Source organism: Nonomuraea sp. NPDC050451, assembly GCF_044458585.1.
The window spans coordinates 33,056-56,696 of sequence record NZ_JBITHZ010000026.1; the positions used below are offsets into that span (position 1 = coordinate 33,056).

At 72.2% G+C, this 23,641-nt stretch carries 17 protein-coding genes; 8 read left to right on the plus strand and 9 right to left on the minus strand.

Annotated features, from left to right (window positions below; genetic code table 11):
- Positions 1 to 43: 43 nt before the first annotated feature.
- On the plus strand, positions 44 to 817 hold the full coding sequence (locus ACIBI9_RS47050; RefSeq protein ID WP_397232920.1) for a phytanoyl-CoA dioxygenase family protein: 774 nt from the start codon (positions 44 to 46) through the stop codon (positions 815 to 817).
- Positions 818 to 828: 11 nt separating this feature from the next.
- Here the strand turns inward: ACIBI9_RS47050 and ACIBI9_RS47055 are convergent, their stop codons facing one another.
- The gene (locus ACIBI9_RS47055) at positions 829 to 2,400 is read right to left on the minus strand and encodes an amidohydrolase (RefSeq protein ID WP_397233183.1); all 1,572 of its coding nucleotides are present in this window, start codon (positions 2,398 to 2,400) and stop codon (positions 829 to 831) included.
- 48 nt (positions 2,401 to 2,448) lie between these two features.
- Positions 2,449 to 3,726, minus strand: a complete 1,278-nt coding sequence (locus tag ACIBI9_RS47060; protein WP_397232922.1) for an MFS transporter — start codon at positions 3,724 to 3,726, stop codon at positions 2,449 to 2,451.
- 122 nt (positions 3,727 to 3,848) lie between these two features.
- Between ACIBI9_RS47060 and ACIBI9_RS47065 the strand changes: the two genes are divergently transcribed.
- A complete protein-coding gene (locus ACIBI9_RS47065) occupies positions 3,849 to 5,327 on the plus strand; it encodes a PucR family transcriptional regulator (protein ID WP_397232924.1) in 1,479 nt (492 codons plus the stop codon).
- 381 nt (positions 5,328 to 5,708) lie between these two features.
- Complete coding sequence (locus ACIBI9_RS47070; protein ID WP_397232926.1) at positions 5,709 to 8,939, plus strand: BTAD domain-containing putative transcriptional regulator; 3,231 nt, start codon at positions 5,709 to 5,711, stop codon at positions 8,937 to 8,939.
- Here the strand turns inward: ACIBI9_RS47070 and ACIBI9_RS47075 are convergent.
- Entirely contained in the window at positions 8,927 to 9,565 is a 639-nt protein-coding gene (locus ACIBI9_RS47075; RefSeq protein ID WP_397232928.1) for a hemerythrin domain-containing protein, read from the minus strand. The genes ACIBI9_RS47070 and ACIBI9_RS47075 overlap by 13 nt on opposite strands.
- Positions 9,566 to 9,713: 148 nt before the next feature.
- Here ACIBI9_RS47075 and ACIBI9_RS47080 point away from each other — a divergent pair, with 148 nt between their 5' ends.
- Together ACIBI9_RS47080 and ACIBI9_RS47085 are read left to right on the plus strand one after the other, a co-directional pair.
- A complete protein-coding gene (locus tag ACIBI9_RS47080; RefSeq protein WP_397232930.1) occupies positions 9,714 to 10,016 on the plus strand; it encodes a hypothetical protein in 303 nt (100 codons plus the stop codon).
- Positions 10,017 to 10,028: 12 nt separating this feature from the next.
- On the plus strand, positions 10,029 to 13,439 hold the full coding sequence (locus ACIBI9_RS47085; RefSeq protein WP_397232933.1) for an AAA family ATPase: 3,411 nt from the start codon (positions 10,029 to 10,031) through the stop codon (positions 13,437 to 13,439).
- 20 nt (positions 13,440 to 13,459) lie between these two features.
- On the opposite strand, the gene ACIBI9_RS47090 is transcribed toward ACIBI9_RS47085, so the two are convergent.
- Positions 13,460 to 13,801, minus strand: a complete 342-nt coding sequence (locus tag ACIBI9_RS47090) for a DUF5713 family protein (protein ID WP_397232935.1) — start codon at positions 13,799 to 13,801, stop codon at positions 13,460 to 13,462.
- 27 nt (positions 13,802 to 13,828) lie between these two features.
- Here ACIBI9_RS47090 and ACIBI9_RS47095 point away from each other — a divergent pair, with 27 nt between their 5' ends.
- From ACIBI9_RS47095 to ACIBI9_RS47105, 3 genes are all read left to right on the plus strand, one after another.
- On the plus strand, positions 13,829 to 14,440 hold the full coding sequence (locus ACIBI9_RS47095) for a winged helix-turn-helix transcriptional regulator (protein WP_397232938.1): 612 nt from the start codon (positions 13,829 to 13,831) through the stop codon (positions 14,438 to 14,440).
- A gap of 27 nt (positions 14,441 to 14,467) precedes the next feature.
- Complete coding sequence (locus ACIBI9_RS47100; protein WP_397232940.1) at positions 14,468 to 15,466, plus strand: hypothetical protein; 999 nt, start codon at positions 14,468 to 14,470, stop codon at positions 15,464 to 15,466.
- A gap of 169 nt (positions 15,467 to 15,635) precedes the next feature.
- Entirely contained in the window at positions 15,636 to 16,571 is a 936-nt protein-coding gene (locus tag ACIBI9_RS47105) for a DUF5829 family protein (RefSeq protein ID WP_397232942.1), read from the plus strand.
- Between the two features lie 213 nt (positions 16,572 to 16,784).
- On the opposite strand, the gene ACIBI9_RS47110 is transcribed toward ACIBI9_RS47105, so the two are convergent.
- The 5 genes from ACIBI9_RS47110 to ACIBI9_RS47130 all read right to left on the minus strand — a co-directional run bounded on the left by ACIBI9_RS47110 (position 16,785) and on the right by ACIBI9_RS47130 (position 23,458).
- The gene (locus ACIBI9_RS47110; protein WP_397232944.1) at positions 16,785 to 18,338 is read right to left on the minus strand and encodes an alpha/beta fold hydrolase; all 1,554 of its coding nucleotides are present in this window, start codon (positions 18,336 to 18,338) and stop codon (positions 16,785 to 16,787) included.
- A 584-nt stretch (positions 18,339 to 18,922) separates the two neighbouring features.
- Positions 18,923 to 19,534, minus strand: a complete 612-nt coding sequence (locus tag ACIBI9_RS47115; protein ID WP_397232946.1) for a GNAT family N-acetyltransferase — start codon at positions 19,532 to 19,534, stop codon at positions 18,923 to 18,925.
- Complete coding sequence (locus ACIBI9_RS47120) at positions 19,531 to 20,280, minus strand: TetR/AcrR family transcriptional regulator (protein ID WP_397232948.1); 750 nt, start codon at positions 20,278 to 20,280, stop codon at positions 19,531 to 19,533. Before ACIBI9_RS47120 ends, ACIBI9_RS47115 begins: the two co-directional genes overlap by 4 nt.
- A gap of 109 nt (positions 20,281 to 20,389) precedes the next feature.
- Positions 20,390 to 23,251 carry a class IV lanthionine synthetase LanL gene (lanL, locus tag ACIBI9_RS47125; RefSeq protein ID WP_397233185.1) on the minus strand — a complete coding sequence of 954 codons (2,862 nt, stop codon included), beginning with the start codon at positions 23,249 to 23,251 and terminating at the stop codon, positions 20,390 to 20,392.
- Positions 23,252 to 23,287: 36 nt separating this feature from the next.
- Complete coding sequence (locus ACIBI9_RS47130; protein WP_165974944.1) at positions 23,288 to 23,458, minus strand: SflA family class IV lanthipeptide; 171 nt, start codon at positions 23,456 to 23,458, stop codon at positions 23,288 to 23,290.
- Between the last annotated feature and the right edge of the window lie 183 nt (positions 23,459 to 23,641).

Below are 23,641 nucleotides of genomic sequence, written 5' to 3' on the forward strand. Positions count from 1 at the left end.
AGACCGAAGAATCCGAGTGACGCCCCACCCTCACAAGGAGCGCATGGTGAGAGTCGAACGGACCCTTCAGGACTACGACCGCGACGGCTACACGATCTTCCGTGACGTCCTCGACCGCGACCTGATCGCCGAGGCGAGCGACCACGTCGCCTGGCTCCAGGCCAAGCACCCCGACCTGCACGGCGAGGACCTGGGCACCGAACTGGTCGCCCGCGACCCCTTCTGGGTGCGGCTGGTCAGTGACGACCGGCTGCTGGACATCGCCGAGTTCTTCGTCGGCTCCGACATCGCGCTGTTCGCCTCGCACTACATCAGCAAGCCGCCCTTCTCCGGCAAGCCGGTCCTGTGGCACCAGGACGGCGCGTACTGGCCGTTGGAGCCGATGCGCGTGGTCACGCTCTGGCTGGCCGTGGACGAGGCCACGACGGAGAACGGCTGCCTGCGTGTGATCCCCGGCTCGCACCGGCAGGACCTGCACGAGCTGCGGCAGCGCGACGACATCGACAACGTGCTCGGCTCGGAGAGCGCGGTGACGGTGGACGAGTCGCAGGCCGTGGACCTCGTCCTGGCGCCCGGCGACGTGGAGGTCCACCACCCCAACATCCTGCACGCCTCCAACGCCAACACCTCGCCGCGCCGCCGGTGCGGCCTGACCATCCGCTACATCCCGACCTCGACCCGGATCACCAGCGAGGAGCAGCCGTTCGTCTCGGCCCTGCTGTTCCGCGGGGATCCAGGGGTGAACGTCTACCAGCCGTTCCCGACGTACGTGGAGGGCGAGCACATGCCCTTCGCCGGAGCCGAGAAGTTCGCCTGACCTCGCCGGGGCTAGTGGGCGCGGTAGGCGATGTCCCCGTCGAGCATGGTGAGCCACGCGTCCACGCCGGACAGCGCGTCCGCGGGCAGGCTCCGGACGTCGCCGTCCAGGACCACCACGTCCGCGAGCTTGCCGGGCGTGAGCGACCCGATCCGGTCCTCCATGCGCAGGGCGTACGCCGCGTCGATCGTGTGCGCGCGCAGCGCCTCCTCCAGGGTGATCGCCTGCTCTGCCCCGATGGGGCCGCCCTCCCTGGTGCGGCGGCGCACCGCGTTCGACACCGTCTCCATAGGCCGCAGCGAGGAGACGAACGAGTCGCTGGACAGCACCGGGCGCAGCCCCGCGTCCAGCTCCTCGCGGATCGGCTGCAACCGGTGCGCCCGCCGCTCGCCGAGCCGGCGCACGAAGTCGGTGCCGCTGTCGTAGAGGAAGTTGGGCTGGTTGACCGGGATCACGCCGAGCCCGGCGAACTCCCTGACCTGCGCGGGCGTCGGGTGGCCGCAGTGCTCGATCCTGGGCCGGGCGTCGTCGCCCGACACCGCCACCGCGGCCTTGATCGCTTCGAGGGAGTAGCCCATGGCCCGGTCGCCCTGGGTGTGGATGCCGATCTGCCAGCCCGCCGTCGCGGCCCGCCGTACGAGGTCGACGAGCTGCTCGGGCTGGTGGTAGAGCGAGCCGGTGAAGCCCTCGCCGTACGGCTCGTCGAACATCGCCGTGCCGCCCAGCAGCGTGCCGTCGCAGTAGAACTTCATCGCGCCGAACCGCAGCCGGTCGTCGCCGAACGGGCCGGCCAGGCCGATCGAGGACAGCTCGTCCAGCATGTGCGACAGCGGCATGACCGCCGTGCGCACCGGCAGCGTGCCCGCCTCCCAGGCGGAGCGGTAGACCAGCAGCTCGCGGCGCGAGACCTGCGGGTCGCACACGGTCGTCACCCCGGCCCGCAGGTACGTCTCCCCGGCCAGCTCCAGCCACGACCGCAGCTGCTCCAGGGGCAGGTCGACGTGGAAGTTCGGGCCGTGGCAGCCGATGTCCACGGCCACGGGCAGGATCAGCTCCATCGCCGAGTCCAGCACCATGCCGGTCAGCCGCCCGCCCTCGTCGCGCACGAACGCGCCGCCCGCCGGGTCGGCCACGTCGTCGCCGATGCCGCGCCAGGACAGCGCGGCCGAGTTGACCACCGCCTGGTGCCCGGACACGTGGTAGACGATCACCGGGTGCTCGGTGGTGGCCTCGTCGAGCTGCCGCCGGGTCGGCCGCCCGCCGGGATATTTGGCGTCGTCCATCCCGTACGCCCTGATCCACTGGCCCGCCGGGGTCCTGGCGGCCTCGGCGGCGATGGCGGCGACCAGGTCGGCGGCGCTGCCCACGGCCGGGTAGCGCGCGTCCACCGCCACCAGCGTCTCCGCGGTGGACAGCAGGTGGTTGTGCGGGTCGATGAAGCCGGGCAGCACACTCCGCCCGCCCGCCTCCACGACCTCGGCCCCCGGGCCCGCCTGGGCGAGGACGTCCTCCTCGCGACCCACGGCCAGGACACGGCCGTCGCGTACGGCCACGGCCCGCGCGCACGGGTTCGAGGGGTCCATGGTGATGACGTTCCCGCCGGTGATGACGGTGGTGGACAATGCACTCTCCTATTCGGTGGTGATCGGAACGGCCGGCACGCGGTCGCGGTGACGGGGCGCCACGGCCAGGCAGAGCACGCTGAGCGCGCACATGGCGACCAGCAGCGCCACGGCCGGCCACGCGGCGCCGCCGTACGCGCCGACGAGGGCGGTGGCGGCCAGCGGCGACAGGCCGCCGAAGATCGCGCCGGCGCCCTGGTAGGCGAGCGAGATCCCGGTGTAGCGGACCTGCGGCGGGAACATCTCGGCCAGGATCGCGGCCATCGGCCCGTACGTGCCCGAGGTGGCCAGCCGCATCAGGCCGAGCATCAGGAAGATCAGGAACGTGCTGTGCGTGCCGAGCACCGCGAACTGCGGCACCGCCAGCACCGCCGTGATGATCAGGAACCAGATGGCGACCTTGCGCCCGCCGAACCTGTCGCCCATCCAGGCGATGCCGAGCGTGGCGACCAGCTCCACGAACGCGGCGAAGCTCAGGCCGTTCAGGATGAGCTGCTCGGTCTCGCCGACGGACGGGCCCGTGGCGTACGACAGCAGGAACGTGGTGAGGATGTAGTAGCCGCCGATGGCCACCGGCAGCGTCCCGATGCCGAACAGGACCGACCGCCACGACGTGCGGAAGACCTCCTTGATCGGCACCCCGGTCTTGTCGGTCTCCTCGAAGACGGGCGACTCCTCGACGCGGAGCCGGATGAACAGGCCCACCAGCACCAGCACGGCCGAGACGATGAACGGCGCCCGCCAGCCCCACGAGTGCAGCGCCTCGTCGCCGAACAGGGTCATCAGGCTGAACGCGCCCGTGGCCAGCAGCGCGCCCGCCGGGTTGCCGAGCTGGGCGAAACCGCCGTAGAAGGTCTTCTTGCCCGGGGGCGCGTGCTCGACCGCCATCAGCGCGGCCCCGCCCCACTCGCCGCCGACCGCCAGCCCCTGCACGAAGCGGAGCAGCACCAGGAGCACGGGGGCGAGCGTGCCGATCGACGCGTACGTGGGCAGCAGGCCCACGGCGAACGTCGCGCCGCCCATCATGAGCAGCGTGACCACCAGCGCCGACTTCCGGCCGACCCGGTCGCCGAAGTGGCCGAACACGATGCCGCCGAGCGGCCTGGCGAAGAAACCGACCGCGTACGTGGCGAAGGACGCCATGAGCGCCACCGTGGGGCTGGAGGCGTTGGGGAAGAACAGGTCGTCGAAGAGCAGCGCGGCCGCGGTGGCGTAGACGTAGAAGTCGTACCACTCGATCGTGGTCCCGACGAAGGCGGCGCCGGCCGCCCGGGTGGCGCGATTCATGGATCCTCCGGGTCTCAGGGGGTGCGACGACGATAAGCGCAGGTCAGCCGGACGGGGGCCGGGACGAAACGCACCACCGGCGGTGAATTAGAGTGCGGTATGCACAGCCCTGAGGAACACCCATGGCGTTGACCGTCGCCCAGGCCATGACCCTGCCCGGCATGCGCATGCGGCTGCTGGCCGGGCGTGCCGGCCTGTCGCGCATGGTGCGCTGGGCGCACGTGTCGGAGCTGGCCGACCCCGTGCCGTGGCTGCGCGGGGGCGAGCTGGTGATGACCATCGGCCTCGGCCTGCCGGGCGACCCCGCTGGGCAGCAGGCCTACGTCGAGCGGCTGTCGGGCGCGGGCTGCGCCGCGCTCGCCTTCGCGCTCGGCGAGGCCGTGACGGCCGTCCCGGAGGAGGTGCTGGCCGCCGCCGACCTCCAGGGGCTGCCGGTGCTGGAGATCCTGACCCCGTTCATCGCGGTGACCGAGGCCGTCGCCCGATGGCACGCCGACGAGCGCGTACGCGGGGAGCGGCGGGTCGTCGCCGCCCAGGAGGCCATGGCGCGGGCCGCGCTGCTGTCGGGTACCTCGGGCATCCTGCGTGCCCTGGCCGAGCACACCGGCGGCGAGTCACTGCTGCTGGACCCGCAGGGCAAGCCCAGGGCGGCCACGCCGGCGGGGGAGCGGCCCTGGCACGCCAGGGCCCTGGAGATGGCGGAGGGCGCGGCCCGGCTGAGCGCGGGCGTGCTGGACGACGGCATCCAGGCCGTCCAGGTGCAGAGCCTCGGCTTCTCCGGGCCGCCGACCGGCTGGCTGGCGATGTGCACGGCCTCGCCGCTGGAGTGGCACGCCAGGATGCTGGCCAACCAGGCCGCCTGCCTGCTCGCCATGGAGCTGCTCGGCGTGCGGGCCGGCCGGGCCAAGGAGCACGCCCAGCGGGGCGCGCTGCTGGCCGCCGTGCTCGACGGCGGGCTGTCGCCGCGCCAGCTCGGCGAGCTGTGCCCGGTCGCGGCGCCGCCGTACGAGGTGGTCGTGACGGCGGCGCCGGTCCCGCCGGAGGCGGCGATCGAGGCGCTGGAGGAGGTGGCGGCGGACGCCGCGGAGCCGGCGCTCGTGTGCGCCCGGCCGGAGGGCACGGTGTTCGTGCTGCCGGAACGGATGCCCCGGTGGGGTGCGGAGCTGTGCGCGCGGCTGGGCGTGCCGGGCGGCGGCTGCCGGGCGCCCGGCCTGGACGAGCTGCCCCCGGCCGTACGGCACGCCGCCACCCTGGCCGCCCGGGGCGCCGGCTACCTCCACGTCGACGACCTCGAGACCACCGCGCTGCTCAGGGACGCCTTCGTGCCCGACGCCGCGCACCGCTTCGCCGCCGCCGCGCTCCGCCCGCTGCGCGAGTACGAGGCGCGGCACGGCGGCGACCTGGTCGACTCGCTCCGCGCGTACCTGGAGGCGGGCTCGAACCTGGAGACGGCCGCGCGGCGGCTGGGCGTGCACCGCAACACCCTGCGCCGCCGCCTGGCCGTCGCCGAACGCGTCTCGGGCCGGCCCCTCACCGACCCCGGGCATCGGCTCCAGCTCTGGCTGGCCCTCTCCCTCGGCGACCTCGTGCCGCCCGGCTAGACCTCATGCCTGGGCATTCCTTCGGGCAAGCCCTCCGGCAGGTCGCGGCCCCGTCCGGGTGGCCTGGGCCAGGAAGAGGCCCGTGGCATCTTCGCTTCGCTCGTGGCTGCGCGCCGACCCGTGGCGGGCGCTGCTGGTCCTGGTGGCCACCTGCTACGGGGCATGGGGCCGGGGTGCGAGGGGGAGGGACAGGGCGAGGCGGACGCCCCGGGCGAGGGGTTCGGCGCGGACCGTGCCGCAGGAACCCATGGAAGCGCAAAGGGTGTTGGTGTTTGCCCAAATATGTGTGGGTGGCTCATGATTGGCGGCTGTGGACCGTTCCCGCACTGTCGTGCGTGGGCGCGCCGGGTCGGGCGGGGGACTCGTAGATCAGGGGGTGCCATGCTCCATATCCAGGTCCTCGGACCGCTCCAGGCCAGTCTGCGCGGCCGCGGCGTGGACCTCGGTCCGGCCAGGCAGCGGGCCGTGCTCGCGCGCCTGGTGGCGGCGGGCGGTCAGGTCGTGTCGGCGGACCGGTTCATCGACGATCTCTGGCAGGGCCAGCCGCCGCCCAAGGCGCTGGCCGCCCTCCAGGTCTACGTCTCGAACCTGCGCCGCGCGCTGGAGCCCGACCGCCCGCCGCGCGCCCCTGCCACGGTGATCGTGAGCGCTCCGCCCGGGTACCGGCTCCGCCTGGCCGAGGAGAACGTGGACGCGTGGCGGCTGCCCGGCCTGATCGACGCCGCCGGGAAGGCGCTGCAGCAGGGTGCGGCGGTGGCCGCGCACGACCTGCTCGACGAGGCGCTGGGACTCTGGACGGGATCCGCGTACGGGGAGTTCCCCGAGGAGTGGGCGGTGCCGGAGGCGACCAGGCTGGCCGAGCTGCGGCTGATCGCCGTCGAGTACCGGGCCGAGGCCGCGCTCATGCTCGGGCGCCACGCCGAGACGGCCCCGGAGCTGCGCCGGCACGTCGACCGGCATCCGCTGCGCGAGAACGCCGTCCGCCTGCTGGCCCTGGCCCACTACCGGTCCGGCGGCCAGGCGGAGGCGCTCTCGGTGCTGCGCCGGGCCAGGGAACAGCTGGCCGACGAGTTAGGAGTCGATCCCGGCCCGGTGTTACGCGCCCTCGAACAGGACATCCTCCGCCAGTCGGACTCTTTGAACGCGCACCCCGCACCCAGCCCGGAACCCGCACCCGCTCAGGACCCGATGCCCGTTCCCGGGCCCACGCTCGTCGGCAGGGAGCGCGAGCTGGCCGTCCTCCGGGAGGAGGCCGCGCACCCCGCCCAGCGCACGGTCTGGCTCGGGGGCGAGCCGGGCGCGGGGAAGAGCGCGCTGGCCGAGGCGTTCGCGGCGGAGCTGGGGGAGCGCGGGTGGCGGGTGGCCATCGGCCGCTGCCCGGAGATCGACGGCGACGCGCCGCCCGCGTGGGCGTGGAGCGAGGTCGTCCGCCGGCTGGCCGCCGCCCGCCCGCCGGACGACCCGGCCGGGCTGGCGCCCCTGCTGCACGACGGCGTGGCGATCCAGAACCAGTTCCGGCTGGCCCGGTCGGTGGCCGACTACCTGGCGGCCAACGCGCCGCTGGTCGTCGTGCTGGAGGACGTGCACCGCGCCGACGGCGAGACCCTGCACCTCCTGCGCCACCTCACGCCCACGGCCAAGCTGCTGGTCCTCGCGACCCACCGGCCCGCCGAGGCGACCGACGACCTGGCCGCCACGCTGGCCGCCCTCGCCGCCGGGAGCAGGCACCTGGAGCTGCCCGGACTCGGCGAGCCCGACGTCGCCGCGCTGCTCGCCCGCCACTGCGAGCGCGAGCTGGAGCCGGCGACCGTGCGCACGATCGCCGAACGCACGCTCGGGAACCCCCTGTTCGTCTGCGAGATCGCCCGGCTGCTCGCCTCCGAGGGGCCCGCCGCCGCCGAGGCGCTGCCGCCCGGGGTACGCGACCTCATCCGGCGCAGGATCAGCCGCCTGCCCGCCAGCGCCCAGACCGTGCTGCGCAACGCCGCCGTCATCGGCAGGGACGCGGACGTGGACGTGCTGATCGCGCTGCACGACGGTGACGAGGACACGGTCTTCGACGGGGTGGAGGCCGGGGTCCTGACGGGGCTGCTGGCCGAGCCGGGGCCCGGCCGGCTGCGGTTCACGCACGTCCTGGTCAGGCAGGTGCTGTACGAGGACACCGCCAGGATCCGCCGTACCCGGCTGCACGGGCGGGTGGTGGCGGCGCTGGAGCGGATCCGCCCGGGGGACGTGGCGGCGCTGGCCCATCACGCGCTGGAGGCGGCGGCCCCGAGCGCGGTCCGGTACGCGCGGGCGGCGGCCGTACAGGCGTCCGGCCTGCACGCGCACCGGGAGGCGGCGGCGCTGTGGCGGGCGGCGCTGGAGTTCGCCGAGGACGACGAGACCAGACTGGAGCTGCTGTGCGGTCTGGTGTCGGCGCTCGGGCACGCGGGTGACGTCATCGGCGCCGTGGCCGCCCGCACCACCGCCGTCGAGACGGCCCGCCCACTCGCGGGGCGCGTCGCAGGCAGACCTGTCGCCAGGGCGCTGACCTCGTACGACGCGCCCGTGATCTGGACGATCCAGCAGGACTCCCGCTACGACGAGGACTTCGTCGCGGCGGTGCGGTCGGAACTGGCCGCGGGACCCGACGACGAGACGCGCTGCCGGCTGCTGGCGGCGCTCGTCTTCGCGCTGGAGGGGCACGACGACGTCCGGGTGGACGGCGCCGGTGCCGAGGCGGTGGCGCTAGCGCGCCGGCTCGGCCGCCCTGAGCTGCTCTGCCTGGCACTCAACGCGCGCTACTTCGCCGTGCTCTCCCCCGACCGGCGCGACGAGCTGGAGGCCGTCGGCGGCGAGCTGCTGGAGCTGGGGGGCACGCACCGGCTGGTCGCCTACCTCACGCTGGGCCACAGCGCGCTGCTCATGGCCGCGTTGGGCCGAAACGACGTGGCGGCCGCGGCGCGCCACGCCGACCGTGGCGTGGCGGTATCCACCAGCGGCCAGCTCGGCCTGTCGCTGGTGATCCTGACGCTCTTCGGCGCGCAGCGGAAGCTGGTCGAGGGCGACTTCGACGCCGCGGAGGCCATCTACACCGGGGTCTCCCGGCAGATGGCCGAGCGCGGTGGCGCGAACGCCGAGGCGATGGGGATGCTGGGCAGGTTCGTGGTGCGGCTGGCCCGCGGCAACGTGCGCGACTCGCTGGACGAGCTCGCCTTCCTGTGGGAGCACGTGCCCAACGACGGCACGGCCGAGCTGTACGCGGCGGCGCTGGCCGCGGCGGGCGAGCTGGAGGCCGCCAGGCGGGTCTGGCGGCCCGGGGTGTCCCATTCGCTCGACTACTACTGGCTGCTGTGGGAGGGGCTGCGCGCGCAGACAGCCGTCGCGCTGGGGGACGTCGAGGTGGCCGTCCGCTGCTACCACAACCTGCGGCAGTGGGACGGGGAGCTGGCCGGGATGCACAGCGGGTCCGTCACGCTCGGGCCCGTCGCGCTGCTGCTCGGAGACCTGGCGCGCCTGATGGGCCGGGATCCGGACCGGCACTACGCGCGGGCCGAGGAGATCGCGGAACTGGTCGGCTCGCCCCACTGGGCCCGGGCGGCGCGTGAGAGGCGCGGTCACCTGCCGTAGCCGAAGATCAGCGCCTGGCGGCGCCGGTGACCGCGGTTCAGCAGCCTGAGCAGGAGCGCGAGCACCGGCCCCGCCAGTTTCCGCAGCTCGGCCAGCTCCTCCGGCCGCGCGTACTGGCCGATCCGCGGCAGGTCGAAGCCGATGTCGCCGCCCTTGCGCACCTCGTCCTCGACCGACTTCCAGTCCGCCTCCGACACGTATTTCGCGATGACGGGGAAGAGCAGCCGCTCCTCCTCCTCGATGTGCTCGTCGAGGAGGTCGGCGAGCGTGGTCAGGGCCTTGGCCATCCGCCCGGCCGCCGCCTGATCCTTGCCGAGCCGGGCAGCGGCGGCGGTGATCTCCTCCAGCAGTGGGTCGAGCTCGGCGTGGTCGTCGCTCAGGTCGCTCAGGTCCACCTCGGCGCCGGCCGAGCGCACGATGACGGGCCAGAGCACGTTGTCCTCGGCCTGGTGGTGATGGTGGATGCCGGCGCACAGCTTGGTGGCGAACGTCGCGATCGCGGCGAGCCGCGCCGGATCCGCCCGCTCCTCACCGGCGGCGAGCCCGCTCATCAACGTGGCCAGGCGGCGCGCGTCGCCGCGCATGGCGCGGTGCGTGATGCGGAATCCGAGCATGTTGGGGGCCATCGGGTGCTCCTTCGATCGGGGGATGCCACCACAGTGCGCCCCCGTACTTAGACCTTCCTTGGCGGTGACTTGGCGCAGGCTCATCGTCTCCATACGGTTATCCGGCAATCACATTGTGTGATCTTGCTGGCTGGCCGATGATGCCGGTATGCGGAGCGGTGTGCTGGTATGGGGCGGGGCGGGCCTCGGGGTCGCGGCGCTGGTGGGGCTGGGCGTCTACTTCGCTCGGGTGGGGCTGGACGACGCGGACAAACTGGCCAGCGTGATCGGGGTGTTCGTCGCGGTGGCCGGGCTGGGGCGTCGGCCTGGGGGCTGCTCGCCGACCGGCGATCCGGCGGCGCCGCGCGCACGGCACCGGTCGTGGCGGAGCCCGAGGCGCGGCCCGGCCCGACGCGTACGTACGGCGGGGACCACATCGAGATCTCCGGCAACGTCGTCCACGGTGACGTGATCGGGAAGATCGATGGCGCCTCCGGATGACGACCCTCAGGACGGCGAGGTCGCCTACGGCGGCGACCACGTCGACATCCACGGCAACATCGTGCACGGCTCGGTCACCGGGAAGATCGGCCCGGTGCTCTACCACGAGTACCACCAGCACTTCCCGCACGCCCGGCCGGGACCGCTGTGGCGGGGCAGCCCGTACCGGGGGCTGGCGCCGTTCGACGAGCGGGACGCCGAGGTGTTCTACGGCCGCGAACAGGCCACCGCCCAGTTGGCGCGGATGCTGGCCGGGCGGCTCGACGCGCCGAGCATGCTGGTGGTCACCGGGCCGTCGGGGGCGGGCAAGTCCTCGTTGCTGCGCGCCGGGCTGCTGCCGTACCTGAAGGGCGGGCACCTGGCGGGGGCGCCGGACGGGGCGCGCTGGCCGGCCCTGGTGATGACGCCCACCGCCGACCCGCTGACCGAGCTGTCGGTCCAGCTGAGCGCGCTGACCGGAGGCGATCCCGCCGGTGTCAGGAGCACGCTGAGCCGTGATCCCGGCCAGGCGCATCTGATGGCCCGGCAGGCGACGCTGGCCGCCGGCTCCCCGGGACGGCTGCTGCTGATCGTCGACCAGTTCGAGGAGGTGTTCACCCTGGCCTCCGCGGCGTCCGGCACGTTCGCGGACGTGCTGGCCGACGTCGCCGGCACCCCCGCGGGGCCGGACGGCCGCCCCGCCGGCCTGGTCGTCATCGGAGTGCGCGGCGATTTCTGGGATCTGTGCGCCGGCCTGCCGCCGCTGGTTCCGGCCTTGCGCGCCGGGCCGTTCACGGTCGCGGCCATGAGCCAGGCGGAGCTGCGCAGCGCCATCGTCGGCCCCGCCGGGCGCGCCGGCCTGAGCCTGGAGAACGGGCTGGCCGACCGGATACTCGACGACCTGCGCACCCACGCCGGATCGGTTCCGGGCGCGCTGCCGCTGCTGTCGCAGGCGATGCTGCTGACCTGGGAACGGCGCGACCAGGACAGCGACACGCTGACCCTGCACGGCTACGCGGCCACCGGCGGGCTCGCCGACGCCGTGCGGACCAGCGCGGAGGCGGCCTACGCCGGGCTCGGCGGGACGGCGAGGGAGGCGGTCCAGCCGATCTTCCAGCAGCTGACCGCCATCACCGCCGACGGCGCCCTCGCCCGGCGCAAGGTCGCCATCGAGGAACTTCCCGGCGGCGACGACACGCAGGCCGTCCTGCGGGCATTCATCCACAGGCGGCTCATGGTCGCCGACGGCGACAGCGTCGAGCCGGCGCACGACCTGCTGCTCTCGGCCTGGCCGAGACTGGCCGGCTGGCTGGAGCAGGACCTGGACAACCGGGCCTTGTACGCTCAGGCGCGGCGCGACGCCGAGGAATGGTTGCGCAGCGAGCGCGACCCCGCCTTCCTCTACCAGGGCACCAGGCTGGACAGCCTGCTCCGGGCGGACGCCCACTGGCGGGAGCACCGGCGGCGCTTTCCACCGCCGACCTCCGCGATGCGCGACTTCCTCGACGCCTGCGCGCGGGCCGCCGCGGCGGCCCGCCGTCGCGCCGTCCGGAACAGACGGCTGGGGCAGGCGGCGGTCGCGCTGCTGGCCGTCCTGCTGGTGACCGTCTCCATCACGGCCGCCATGGCCCGGCAGCAGAGCGGGCGGGTCGACGGCCAGCGCAGAGAGGCGCTGTCGCGGCTGCTCAGCAGCCAGAGCGAGCGGCTCTCGCGGGCCGACCCGATCACGGCGGGCCTGCTGGCCGTCGCCGCCGCCCGCTTCGCGGGCAGCTCGCAGTCGCAGGCCGAGGCCCGCTACGGCATGCTCGCCGCGCTCGCCACCGGCGCGCGAGGGGTGATGGGGGGTCCGGTCTCCGGGGTGGCGTTCAGCCCGGACGGCACCATGCTGGCCAGCGCCGACAGCGACGGGACGGTGGTGCTCTGGGATGTGCGCTCGCGCCGGCAGCTCGGCGGGCCGCTCAGCGGCAACGACGCCTCGATGCCCAGGGTCGCCTTCAGCCCCGACGGCAGCACGCTGGCCGGCGCCGGGCCCGATGGGACCGTGCTGCTGTGGGACGTGCGTTCGGGCCGGCGGATCGGCTCGCCACTACGCACCCCTCTGATGTTCGTCTACGCGGTGGCCTTCAGCCCCGACGGGAAGACGCTCGCCAGCGCTCACGGGGATCCCACGATGTCGCCCACCGTCAACAGCGGCGCGGTGCGGCTGTGGGACGTGCGCTCGCGGCGGCCCATCGGCGAGCCGATGCTGGGCCACACGGCGACCGTCAAAGATGTGACATTCAGCCCCGACGGCATGATGCTGGCCAGTGTCGGCTCGGACGGCACCGTACGGTTGTGGGACACCGGCACACGGCGCGCCATCGGCGTACCCTTGACGGGCCACAACGGCGACGCCCACTCCGTGGCCTTCAGCCCGGACGGCAGGACCCTGGCCAGCGCCGGCAATGACCTGCGGCTGTGGGAGACGCTCAACCAGCGCGCGCCCGGCCTGCCGATGGAGGGCGGCAGCCAGGTCACCTACGAGCTCGCCTTCAACCGGGACGGCACCAGGCTGGTCAGCGCCGACGCCTACGGCATCAAACTGGTGGGCGACGGCGGGAGCGGACTGGCCCGGGTGTGGGACGTGGGGACGAGGCGGCTGATCGGCCCTCAGATCCGGCATTCGCGGGGCCGGTTCCTGTCCGTGGCCATCAGCCCCGACAGCACGCTGCTGGCCACCGGCGGCTGGGACGCCATGGTACGGCTGTGGGACGTGCGCACCAGACGGCAGGTGGGCGAACAGCGGGGGGACCATGGGCCGCGCGTCGACAAGGTGCGGTTCAGCCCGGACGGCGAACTTCTGGCCACCGGTGGCACCGACGGGAAGGCCCAGCTGTGGGAGGTGCGCACGATGCGGAGGACCGGGCCGGAACTGCCCGCCGGCGATCCGGGGGCGAACCTCGACGACGTGTCGCCGCAGAGCGTGAGCGACATCGCCTTCAGCCCTGACGGCAGGACGCTCGCGACCGCCGGCGTCGACCAGAGCGTACGTCTGTGGGACACCCGGACACAGCGCGAGATCGGCGACGGTCTCAAGGGGCACACCGGTCCGGTGTCCGAGGTCGCGTTCAGTCCCGACGGCAGGACACTCGCCACCGCGAGCGCCGACCACAGCGTGCGGCTGTGGGACGTGGGCGCCCAGCGGCAGATCAGCGACCCCATCGGCGACCACGTGGGCACCGTGTCCGCGCTCGCCTTCAGCCCCGACGGCACCAAGCTGGCCGGCGCCGACGAGGACGGGCGGGTCCGCCTGTGGGAGATCCGCCTGCCCGCCGACCCGCGGGCCGAGATCTGCGCGGTCGCCGCCCGTTCGCTGACCGAGGCCGAGTGGGAACGCTACGTGCCCGACGAGCCCTACCAGCTCATCTGCCCCTGAACCCCGCCGCCTCCGTCACGTCACCAGTCGCGGGTCGCGATCAGCTCCTCCATGTCCGCGTCCGCGAAACCGTAGGCCGTCGCCACGAACCAGAAGTCCTCGGCGATCACCTCACGCGCCACGGTCTCCATCTGGCTGCCGGCCTCCAGGAACTCGACCGCGAGCTCGTTGAACTCGTCCGTCGCCGCCTGTGTGAGGACGTACAGCGCCGGGAGATCCGACGGCCGCTCGGCCTCGATCCGCTCGCACAGCCGCAGCAGGATCTCCCTGCCCTTGTCGACGAGCCGGCGAGGGTAGTAGGCGTCGTCGTACATGCCCTTGAGGAAAGGGTGGCCGGCTGTCTGCTGGTCGGTGGGTGGCACCCTTGATCTCCTTCGTGCCGTGATCCGGTGTGCCAGATCCTGCCCGACGCCACCGACAATCGCATGAACGCAAAGCCCGGGCGTCCGCGTCTGTTACGTGAGCTGAACGATCGCGCCGCGCTGGAGCTGCTCGGTTCGTCGGGAGCGCTGACCCGGGCGCAGGTGAGCGAGATGACCGGGCTGTCGAAGGTGACGGCCAACCACGTCCTGTCCCGGCTGGAGGAGCGCGGCGTGGGACTGCGGCCGGTGAGCTCGGCTGGATGCCCGTCCCCGGCGCGGCCGTCAGCGACGGCGGCGGGGAGTGCGGCGGGTGTGGCCTTCCTCGATGAGCTGGCTCGGCGGATCGCGTTGGGGGTCGCGTCCATCTGCGCCGTCCTCGAGCCCGAACTCGTCGTGCTGGGCAGCCACGTCGGTGCCGCCGGAGGCGATGCACTCGCCGGCCGCGTCCAGCAGGCCGTGGCCAACATGTGCTCTGGCCCGGCCACGGGTTGCGGCGAGCGCGATCCTGGACAGGCCCGTGGTGCGCGGGGCCCTGCTGATCGCGGCCGAACAGGCACGCGAGCGGGTCTTCTTCGCCGACCTCTGAACGGCGCGGGTAGGAGGCTCGCCGCCCTGGGCAGAGCCCACGATGATCGCTAATCTGCGACAATGTCATCCCATTTCCGAGTGCCTGGCGCGTTAGCACTCGCGGCGGCTGCCGCACTCGCCACGACGTCGATCGCACAGGCGCACGCGGCGCCCACGGCCGCCGAGGATCGAGTCTTACGGGTCTACAACAACAACATCGAGAACCTGGTCAGAAACAACGCCGACGGCACGTGCACCCGGATCTCAGGCCCCGACCACCTCGCGTCGATGCTGGTCGACGACGACGGCAAGACAGGCACCTCCGGCGTGCAGGCTCCCGACCTCCTGATCGTGCAACAGGTACGCGGCACCGGGCAGGCCACGGCCTACGCCGACCAGCTCTCGGCCATGTTCGGATATCCGGCGGGCACGTACAAGGCGATCGTGGCCTGGGACAACCCCGAAGAGTGGGGCAGCACGCACAAGTGCAGCCAGCAGTCGCTCGGCGACCTGAAGAAGAGGCAGACCAACGGGATCCTCTACAACACCCGAACGTTGGGCCTCGCGGCGGGCGACATCTCGAAGTACTGGAGCGCGGGCTGGTTGAAGCCCGGGACCTCGTACGACGGCGGGGCCGGGTGCACGCTGTACAAGCCGCCGGACAGCGACGACGGCACCACCAACCAATACAAATGGAAGCGCACGAGTGCCATCGCGGCGAAGTTCACGATCAAGGAAACCGGGACGTCGGTCTTCGCCGCGACCATGCACCTCCCGGAACAGAACGGCGCGAACGCCTGCGCGGGCGCCGGCTACACGGGCATCGCGAACACCGGCATCCATGTCGGCGCGGACGCCACGAGCCTCATGAACGCGTCGACGATCCGCGTGATCGGGATCGACGCGAATCGTACGAACATCGCCGCCTCGACACTCGCCGGCTTCGGCATGACCGGCTACGGGGCGAAGACGACCTCCGGTTCCAGGAAGATCGACTACCTCTTCGTCAAGGGCACCGTGCGGCCGTCGAGCATCGACCACACCGTGAGCAGCACGAAGTCGAACCATCTCGCGCTGTACGGCTTCATAGAGTTCTGAAGCACCGGGTAGGGATCGGCGGCGTGCACCTGAGCGGGCGGCACGCGCGCGCAGGTGCGCGGACGACGGGACGGCTCACTACACAGCCGCTATAAGATCGCCACAATTGCTGTTTGGGTCTTGTCAAAACCATAGTGAGGGTGATCATCCTCGCCTTAAGATCACTTCCATGCTGATTCGCCGGACATTACGGATGATCACTGCTCTGGCCGCGACCTGCACCGTCGCGATCGCCGGGGGCGTGGGGACGGCCCAGGCCGAGGAGTCCCACGTTTCATCCCAGGGGCAGTTGCTGTTCTACAACCACGCCTACAGCGTGGTGGACCGCGAGACAGCGGACGCCGTCGAGAACTCGGCCTACCTGCGCGAGTTCGCCAACTTCGAGGTCCGCACCACGACCGGTGGCGGCCTGACCTGGAAGGGCCGCTACCTCAAGGGCCGCGAGACCTACATCGAGCTGTTCGGTGAGAACGACCTGCCCGGCCAGGACGCCCTCTTCGGCTCCGCCGGGCTGGCCGTCTCGACCGAGCGCGCCGGAGACCTGGCCAAGGTGACCACGCAGCTCAAGGCCCAGGGCATCTCCGACCCTGCCGAATACCGCCAGACGCGCGACTTCGGCGATGGCGTCCCGATTCCGTGGTTCGACACCATCCGCACCACCTCCGCCCAGTACGAAGCCTTCGACCCGTGGGCGATGGAGTACTTCCCCGAGTACTTCGCCGACCCGCGCAGCCAGACCGAGCCGGAGAGCTACCCCGGCGACGTCAGCCGGGAACGCTACCTGCCCGACGCCTACCAGGACCACCTGATGCGGGACATCACCTACATCCGCATCGGTGTCACCGCGCGCGACCTGGCCAACACGCTGCCCGTGCTGCGAGCCGGCGGGTTCGACGTCGCGACCGTCGGGGGCGGCGCCATCGCGACCGGCGGCGGCACCACCATCCAGCTCGACACCGTCGCGCGTGAGCAGGCCGGCCTGAAGACGGTCGCCATGTCGCTCAACCGCCCCGTGGAGGCCCGGCACGAGGAGCGGATCGGACGTTCGACCCTTGCCGTGGGTCCGGGCGCCCGCGCCGAGTGGACCTTCGACGCTCCGCAGTAAAGCCCTTTAGTACCTCCTCCACGCGCCCGGCCGGCGGCGACGCTGATCGTCGCCGGCCGGGCGTCGTCATTCCGCGTATCAGGTTCCGGCGTGCCCTCCACACCGCCCGGCCGGCCACCAGGACGAGAACGCCGGCGAGCCATAGGACGCCCTGGAGCGACAGGGCAGCGGGCCCGGCGACCTGTGGTGGGTCGCCGGGCCGGGAACCGGTGGTCAGCTCGGGATTGCGCTGCCCTCGCAGCCTCTGCCGATCCGGCCCGTCTCGAAGTACCGCACCACGTCCGCGGCGCACTTGGGCACCCGGGTGGTCGAGACGTGCACGTCGTCGGCGACGGTGTAGACGGTGCCGCCGATGGCGCGCCGCGTCTGCAGCGTCCAGTCGTAGACGGACATGAACTCGTGCAGGTGCCCCGCCAGCACCAGTGACCCGCTGCTCCGCTTCAACGTGGCCTGCTGCACCGGCAGTGGCCAGCCGGGACACATGACAGGCAGCCCCCAGGACCGGCCGGTCGCCGGATGGCGCTTCACGAGCTGTTGGTAGTCACGCCAGGCGGTGTCGAAATCGGCCCGGCTGCTGTCCTCGTTGCACGCGACGGCCAAGTTCATGGTCAGGTTCAGTGGTTCGGGCGCGCCGGGAACGGGCGCCCCCATCATCGGCGCGCCGAGCAGCTCCTTGACGGTGGGCGGGGCGGTGGTGCCCGTGGCCGTCCGCAGTTCGGCCAGCGCCTTGCCCGCGCGCGTCCACTCGGTCGAGTTGCGCCTGGCCAGGTCGGCGACGGCCGAACCATCGATGGGCCGCTGCAGGTCGGTGTAGGTCTTGGGGCTCTTGTCGTACGCGCGGACCAGCTTCGCCACCTCCTCGCGCACCTGCCGGGCGGTGTCACCGAGACCGTAGGTCCCGTCGCGGCGGGCCAGCCAGGCGGCCATGCGCCCGAAGTTGCGCTCGGCCGCCTCCGCGGCGCCCTTGGCGTGCTCGTCAATACGGGTCCACGGCGGCGCCACGCTGTCCAGGAAGGCGCGTCCGGTGTGCCCGGGGAACAGGCTGCGGTACACCATGCCCAGATAGGTGCCCCAGGAGAAGCCGAGCAGGTTGAGCTTGCTCTCACCCAGCGCGGTCCGTACCAGGTCCAGGTCCTTGGCCACGTTCTCGGTGGTGAGCTGGCCGAGGAAGGCGGGGTCGGAGCGCCCGCACTTCTGGTTGGCGGCGACCTGGGCGTCGTATATCTTCCTGGCCGCCTCCTCGGTCAGCGTGCCGGGCTCCTGCGGGCCATTCGGCGAGAGGGGGCAGGCGACCTTGGTGCTGTACCCGACGCCGCGCGAGTCGAAGCCGATGATGTCGTACCGTTCGTTGAGCCCCGCCATCTCCTCGTTCCTGAGCGCGGCCCGCAGGACCGGGTCCAGGTATCCACTGTTGCCGGGGCCGCCCGGCAGGACGGCGACGGCGCCGAGCCGGTGGGCCTCGTCCGTGGCGGCCAGCCGGGTCACCGCGATGTCGATCTTCCGTCCGGCGGGGTCACGGTGGTTCAGCGGGACGCTGACCGTCCCGCACTCCAGGCGCTTCATCAAGGAGCGGAAGGCCGCAACCTTGTCCTCCGCCACGCCCAGGCTGCGGATCACCTCATCGGAGTAGGCCGGGCAGGATTTCCACTGCACGGATGACGCGCCGGAGCTCGATCTGGGGTTCGCGGTGGCGCCCGCCGCGGAAGGATGCGCCACCAACCCCGCCAGCGCCAGGGCCAGTGCCGTCAGTGAAGTTCGGTACGTCATGCGGACCAGTAGTAGAGCAGCGGTTGTTTCCGCACCGTTTCTATGAGGATGGTGGCCGATCAACGCTCACGAGCAGGTCGGTGAGCAGCGCCATGTGCCGGGCTGCGCACATCGTGCCCACCGGCGTCGCCGCAGGGCCGCACGCGGTGCTGCGCCTGCCGCTGGGAACGAACGCTCCGCCGTCAAGGCCGCCGCCTGGCAGTCGATCGCTCTGGACGGACTCGCCGGCTTCCGCCGGGACGACTGTCTGGGCGTGGGCCCACTGCCGGACACCTGCTCCACGGTGGGATAGATCTGGGACTCGTCCAAGGTCCTGTCGCTGTAGAAGCTGAAGAGCACCGCGCCCTCGGCGGCCACGTCCACCTCCGCGCGCGGACGGCGAAGATCAGCAGAGCCAGGCCAAGGAGGCCGTAGGTGCCGTCACGCAGGCCCTTGATCGTCAGGTAGGCGCCGTGGTCCTTGGCGGGCACACCGTACCCCGCGGCGCGGCGCGTGGCACGAGCAGGAAGCGGGCCCCGATGAGCAGGCACATCAGGTTGAGGACGATGGCAAGGCCGTAGGCAGCGCCCAGTGCAGGACCCTGCTCAGATCGTGCGGGAGCTCGGTTCTGTCTGGATCAGGCGCATGCCGACGTAGGCGCCGATCCCGGTGAACTTCGCGTGGCGCACCTTGGTCCGCTTGAACTCGGTGAAGCCGAGCTTCTCGTACAGGCGCAGGGCCGGGGTGTTGATGTCGGCGATGGTGTCCAGCACGTACTCGTCGTACTGCGGCAGGTCGAGGAGGTGCTTGATGATGGCCGAAGCCACCCCCTGCCCGCGGAACCTCGATCCGGTCGCGACGAACTCCAGCGAGGCCATCCTCTCCCTGAAGTACGGCAGGGGCCGCTCGAACTCGCGGCTGAACGAGAGGTGAGCGATCGTCCCCTTGAAGACGCCGAGGTGCCTGCGCAGCTCTCGCGCGTCGTGCCGGACCGCCCGCTGCCGCCCGTCGGTGCACGCGACGATGCCGGCCGGCTCCCCGTCGATCAGGCCGACGTGGAACACGTCGAGCACCAGCATGTGCGCCAGGGCGTCGGCGAGCTCGTCGGGGTCCTTGGAGAAGAAGGACAGGTCGGGACCGAACCCGTCGACGAAGATCCTGGCGATCGCTCCACGGTGGCTCTCGCCCAGGTCGCCGGCACGCTTGACCTCGATCACGCTTCGGTCTCCTTCCGTCTGGCGATGAGCGCCTCGATGCCGTCGAGGAGCAGGGCGAGGCTGAAGGTGAAGTCGGCGTCCTCGACCCAGTCCTGCGCGGCGCCGAAGGCGCCGGATTCGAGAGCCGCCGCCAGCCCGGCGTAGGTGTCGGCGTCGACGAGCTGGGTGAGCAGCGCGGTGTAGCCCGCCGGCCCCTCTGGTCCCGCCTCGTCGACCGTGCCGCTCATGGCGGTGAGGAGGGTGGCGGAGCTGGCGGCGTACGCGGACAGGGTGGTGGTGATGTTGATGGCCTCCACCGCCGCCAGCCCGGCGCCGGTCAGCACGATCAGTGCCCGGTCCAGCCAGCGCAGGGCGCGCGGCCCTGTGGGCGGGGTGAGGGGCGCGACCTCCAGCAGCCACGGGTGACCGGCCAGGAAGTCGCGGTAGGCGCGGGTCCAGTCGGTCAGATAGTCCCGCCAGGCGAGCGTGCCGGGCTCGGGCGGGTCGGGGGCTGCCGCGTCCACCATCGCGGTGAGCAGATCATCCTTGCTCGGGACGTAGCCGTACAGCGCCATCGTGGACACGCCCAGCCGGGCGGCCACGCTGCTCATCCGCACGCCGGACAGGCCCTCGGCGTCCGCGATCTCGATCGCCGCGTCGGTGATCCGGCCCAGCGTGAGGCCGGGGCGGGGGCCGCGGCGCGACCCGGGCTCACGCCCCCACATCTGGGCGATCACCGTCGGCAGCTTCTGCTCTGATTCCAACACGCCTCCTAACTCCGTACGAGATACACTATATCTCGTACGGAGAAAGCGAAGGCGTGCACGGGGACCGCGGCGTTGAGCCGGAAGCCGCAGGCGAGGACGGCGTGGTCCTCTAGTTCCCTCTCCCGCTCGCCGCTGATCCAACCGCTGAGTGCGCTGCCCGGTCCGATTCGGGCAGCTGCCAGTCGGCCGTCCACAGCCGGGTGCCCGAGCGGCGGTCGAGGCGGCGCAGGAACGACAGGACGCCCGCGGTGCCGGTGCTCCAGGTGTAGGCCGCCTTGTCGAGGTCGTTGCCGGGGAAGACCGGCTGCGCCGGCTCGCCGCCGGCCCGTACCAGCATCCGCTCGGCGATGTCCTCGGCGTGGCGCCAGTAGCCGTCATCGCCCGTGACCATCGCCAGGTCGATCAGCGCTTCGCCGATGCCCGCCAGGCCGCAGCACTGAGAGACCACCCAGGCTTGCGGGGCGACGACCAGGCACGCCCGCGCGCCCCGCTCGGCCAGCTCCAGGTAGCGGTCCTCGCCGTACGCGCGGGCCGCGCGGGCCAGCGTGCCGGTGATGCCCGACATGCCCTGGCACCAGGAGGCCCCCATGGCCCGGGCATCAGGGCCGTGCAACTCGCCGATCAGCGCCTCGACCTGGACGGCCAGCGCCGCCAGCCGCTCCCGGGCCGCCTCGCCCGCCGCTCGGTCGCCGGTGGCCTCGTGGTAGGAGAGCAGGAAGTCCGCGCAGCCCGCGTCGCCGTGGGCGTACGCCGTGTCGACCGACACTCCGGAGCCGGGCTGGGCGGGTGCCACGGCGTCCTGCGACCGCGTGACCTCACCGGCGATCAGCAGCCGGGCGCACTCGGCGGCGATCCGCAGATGCCGGGCATCGCCGGGGTCGAGGGCGGCCAGGGCCAAATGGCCCGAGCCGATGCCGGCCACGCCGTGTGCCTGGTCGGCCCGCTGCGGGCCGTCGATGGTGACGGGGGCCGGCGCCGCCAGTTCCGGCGCGGCGCTCATGCGGGCCGCGGTCAGGAACAGCGCGGTGCCGGTACGGCCGAAGTACAGCGAGGGCGGGAGCTTGGCGGGCGGCATCACGCGGGCCGTCCACCGGGCCAGGTCGGCGGCCACGGCCTTGGCCTCCGGGTGGTGCAGCAGTTCCATGCCGACTCCGGCACTGCCGCCGTAGACGTTGGTCACCGGCGGGCTCTCCCGGCGGGCATCCTCGGGCGCGGCCATCAGTTGCTCGGCGAAGGCCGCGCACTCGCGCACGGTGTGGTCGAGCGCCTTGGACAGCAGCTCCCCGGTGAGCCTGGGCGGGGAGGGCGGCTTCCACCGTCTCACCTGCGGCTGTTCGGCGGCGGGCCGCTCGTCGCCGAAGCCGGTCACGGCCGGTACGGGGTGCGGCCGGTCGGCAGGAGCCGGTCCGTGGGCGGATCTGAGCTCGGCGGCGGCGGCGGTGCGGTCGGCGGGGTCGAGGCTCAGCAGGCCGGGCAGCAGTCCGAGGACGCCCGTCGTGACGTCCGGGAACATCCCCGCCAGGCACATGAGCGTGCGCTCGACGTTGCGGACCGGGTCCGGGCCGATCATGATCGGGTTCATCCCGGTGGCCGCGAAGAACAGGGTGGCGCCCAGCGAGAAGTAGTCGTCGGCGGGCACGGAGTCACGGTCGGTGTGCTGGTCGGGAACGCTGTAGCCGCGGCTCCAGCCCGGCAGCTGCAGCCCGTCGTACCTGCTGTTGCCGAAGTCGATCAGGGTGCAGCGGCCGTCCTCGCCGAGCACGACGTTCTTGGGCGACAGGTCGCGGATGACGACGCCGTGCGCGTGCACCGCGTCGATCACCTCCAGCAGCCGGACGGCGAGTGTGCCGAGGTCGCGCTCGCCGGTGGCGGGCTCCCCGGTGAACAGGCCGTTCTCCGCGACGAATCGGTTGAGGTCGCGGCTGCCCGCGTCGGTCATGACGAGGAACTCGTCCTCGCCGTGCCGGAAGTGGTCGATCGGCTCCGGTACGCCTGCCACGCCCGCGAGCGCCTGCAGGACGCGCAGCTCGTTGCGGAGGTACATCCGCAGGTCCCAGCCCTCGACGTTCTCCCCGACGTACGCGCGGGCCTCCTTGACCACGACCCGCCGCCCGGCGGCGTCGGTGGCGCGGTAGACGTTTCCGCGCGGTCCACGCACGACGCCGGACGTCACGCGGTACCGGCCGCCGATGAGCCGCCCGCTGCCGCCGTCGGCGGCCTGCCCGGTTGTCTGCCCGGTTGTCTGCCCGGTTGTCTGCGCGGGCGGCAGTGTTCCCAGCGACGGCCGTTCATCAGGCTCCGACGGGCGGGCCCCGGCAGGCTCCGTGGGGCGGAACGGGTCGGTGGCCCAGGGCGGGCAGGTGAACTCGGGGCCGGCCGCGCCCGGCAGTTGCTCGCCGTCCGGCCCGATCACGATCAGCTCGAAGTCGCCGTTCTCGTCCACGCGGTACTGCGGGGCGAACGGGGCGTACCTGTAGTACACCGGGGCATCGGGGCGGACCCGTCGATCGCTGACGATGCGCGGGGCCGACAGCCCGGACAGGGCGTCGGCGAGGGCGTGGCCCAGCTCGACCACCGCGTCCTGCTCCGGGTAGACCGTCATGGCCTTGCCCACGGCTCCCGGGTCGACGTCGCCGGAGTTGAGCTCCATGAGCCTGTGGGTGGAGCGGGCGACCTTGAAGGCGCAGCCGGTGCCGGCCAGGATCGGCAACGCGCGGTCAAGGGTGTCGTTGAGTGTGCCGGGACGTGCGGAAATGTGGATTTTCCAGCCCTGCAACGGAATGTCGTGGCGAGGATCGTGAACGCTGATCCACGTGTCGTCCTCGTATATTTCCCTACCATTCGAATCTGCAAATTGGGTAAGGCGGTCGAGCACATTAAAGTCCACGGTCATCCCTCGATAACAGAGCGCATCGGCCTGATATGAGAAAAAGGCCATCAGAGCATCGCCGACGGCCTTTCCCCAGCGCATCTCGTCACCACGCTTCACGGCGTGGGATCAGGCGCTTCACACAATGGACGGGCAGCAGGGGAAGCTGCTGCAGACCGTACGCTTGCAGGTGTTGACGCAGGCCTGGGGGCCGTGGAGCAGCTTGTTGAGCTCGCCTTCGAAGTCGACGGCGAGGTCTTCGTACTCCAGGACTCCGGCGTCGCGGGGCTCCAGTGCGAGGACCGACATAAGGGCTCCTTCCTTGGCCACCTATGGGCGGCCGACGTAGGGATCCGAGCCTCGGGATGGCACCGGTAGGCACCTTTCCCGGGCCCCGCCCGTGACCGGGAACCAGCTAGATGTTCCCCCGTCGCGAGCAAACGGTGGCATTATGTGCATATATCCGGAAGCCTGTCCAGAGGTAGCCGTAAC

Coding starts and splice junctions, on each gene's coding strand:
- ACIBI9_RS47050 (WP_397232920.1), top strand. CDS start 44: ATGGTGAGAGTCGAACGGACCCTTCAGGACTACGACCGCGACGGCTAC.
- ACIBI9_RS47055 (WP_397233183.1), bottom strand. CDS start 2,400: ATGGACCCCTCGAACCCGTGCGCGCGGGCCGTGGCCGTACGCGACGGC.
- ACIBI9_RS47060 (WP_397232922.1), bottom strand. CDS start 3,726: ATGAATCGCGCCACCCGGGCGGCCGGCGCCGCCTTCGTCGGGACCACG.
- ACIBI9_RS47065 (WP_397232924.1), top strand. CDS start 3,849: ATGGCGTTGACCGTCGCCCAGGCCATGACCCTGCCCGGCATGCGCATG.
- ACIBI9_RS47070 (WP_397232926.1), top strand. CDS start 5,709: ATGCTCCATATCCAGGTCCTCGGACCGCTCCAGGCCAGTCTGCGCGGC.
- ACIBI9_RS47075 (WP_397232928.1), bottom strand. CDS start 9,565: ATGGCCCCCAACATGCTCGGATTCCGCATCACGCACCGCGCCATGCGC.
- ACIBI9_RS47080 (WP_397232930.1), top strand. CDS start 9,714: ATGCGGAGCGGTGTGCTGGTATGGGGCGGGGCGGGCCTCGGGGTCGCG.
- ACIBI9_RS47085 (WP_397232933.1), top strand. CDS start 10,029: ATGGCGCCTCCGGATGACGACCCTCAGGACGGCGAGGTCGCCTACGGC.
- ACIBI9_RS47105 (WP_397232942.1), top strand. CDS start 15,636: ATGCTGATTCGCCGGACATTACGGATGATCACTGCTCTGGCCGCGACC.
- ACIBI9_RS47110 (WP_397232944.1), bottom strand. CDS start 18,338: ATGACGTACCGAACTTCACTGACGGCACTGGCCCTGGCGCTGGCGGGG.
- lanL (WP_397233185.1), bottom strand. CDS start 23,251: ATGCGCTGGGGAAAGGCCGTCGGCGATGCTCTGATGGCCTTTTTCTCA.
- ACIBI9_RS47130 (WP_165974944.1), bottom strand. CDS start 23,458: ATGTCGGTCCTCGCACTGGAGCCCCGCGACGCCGGAGTCCTGGAGTAC.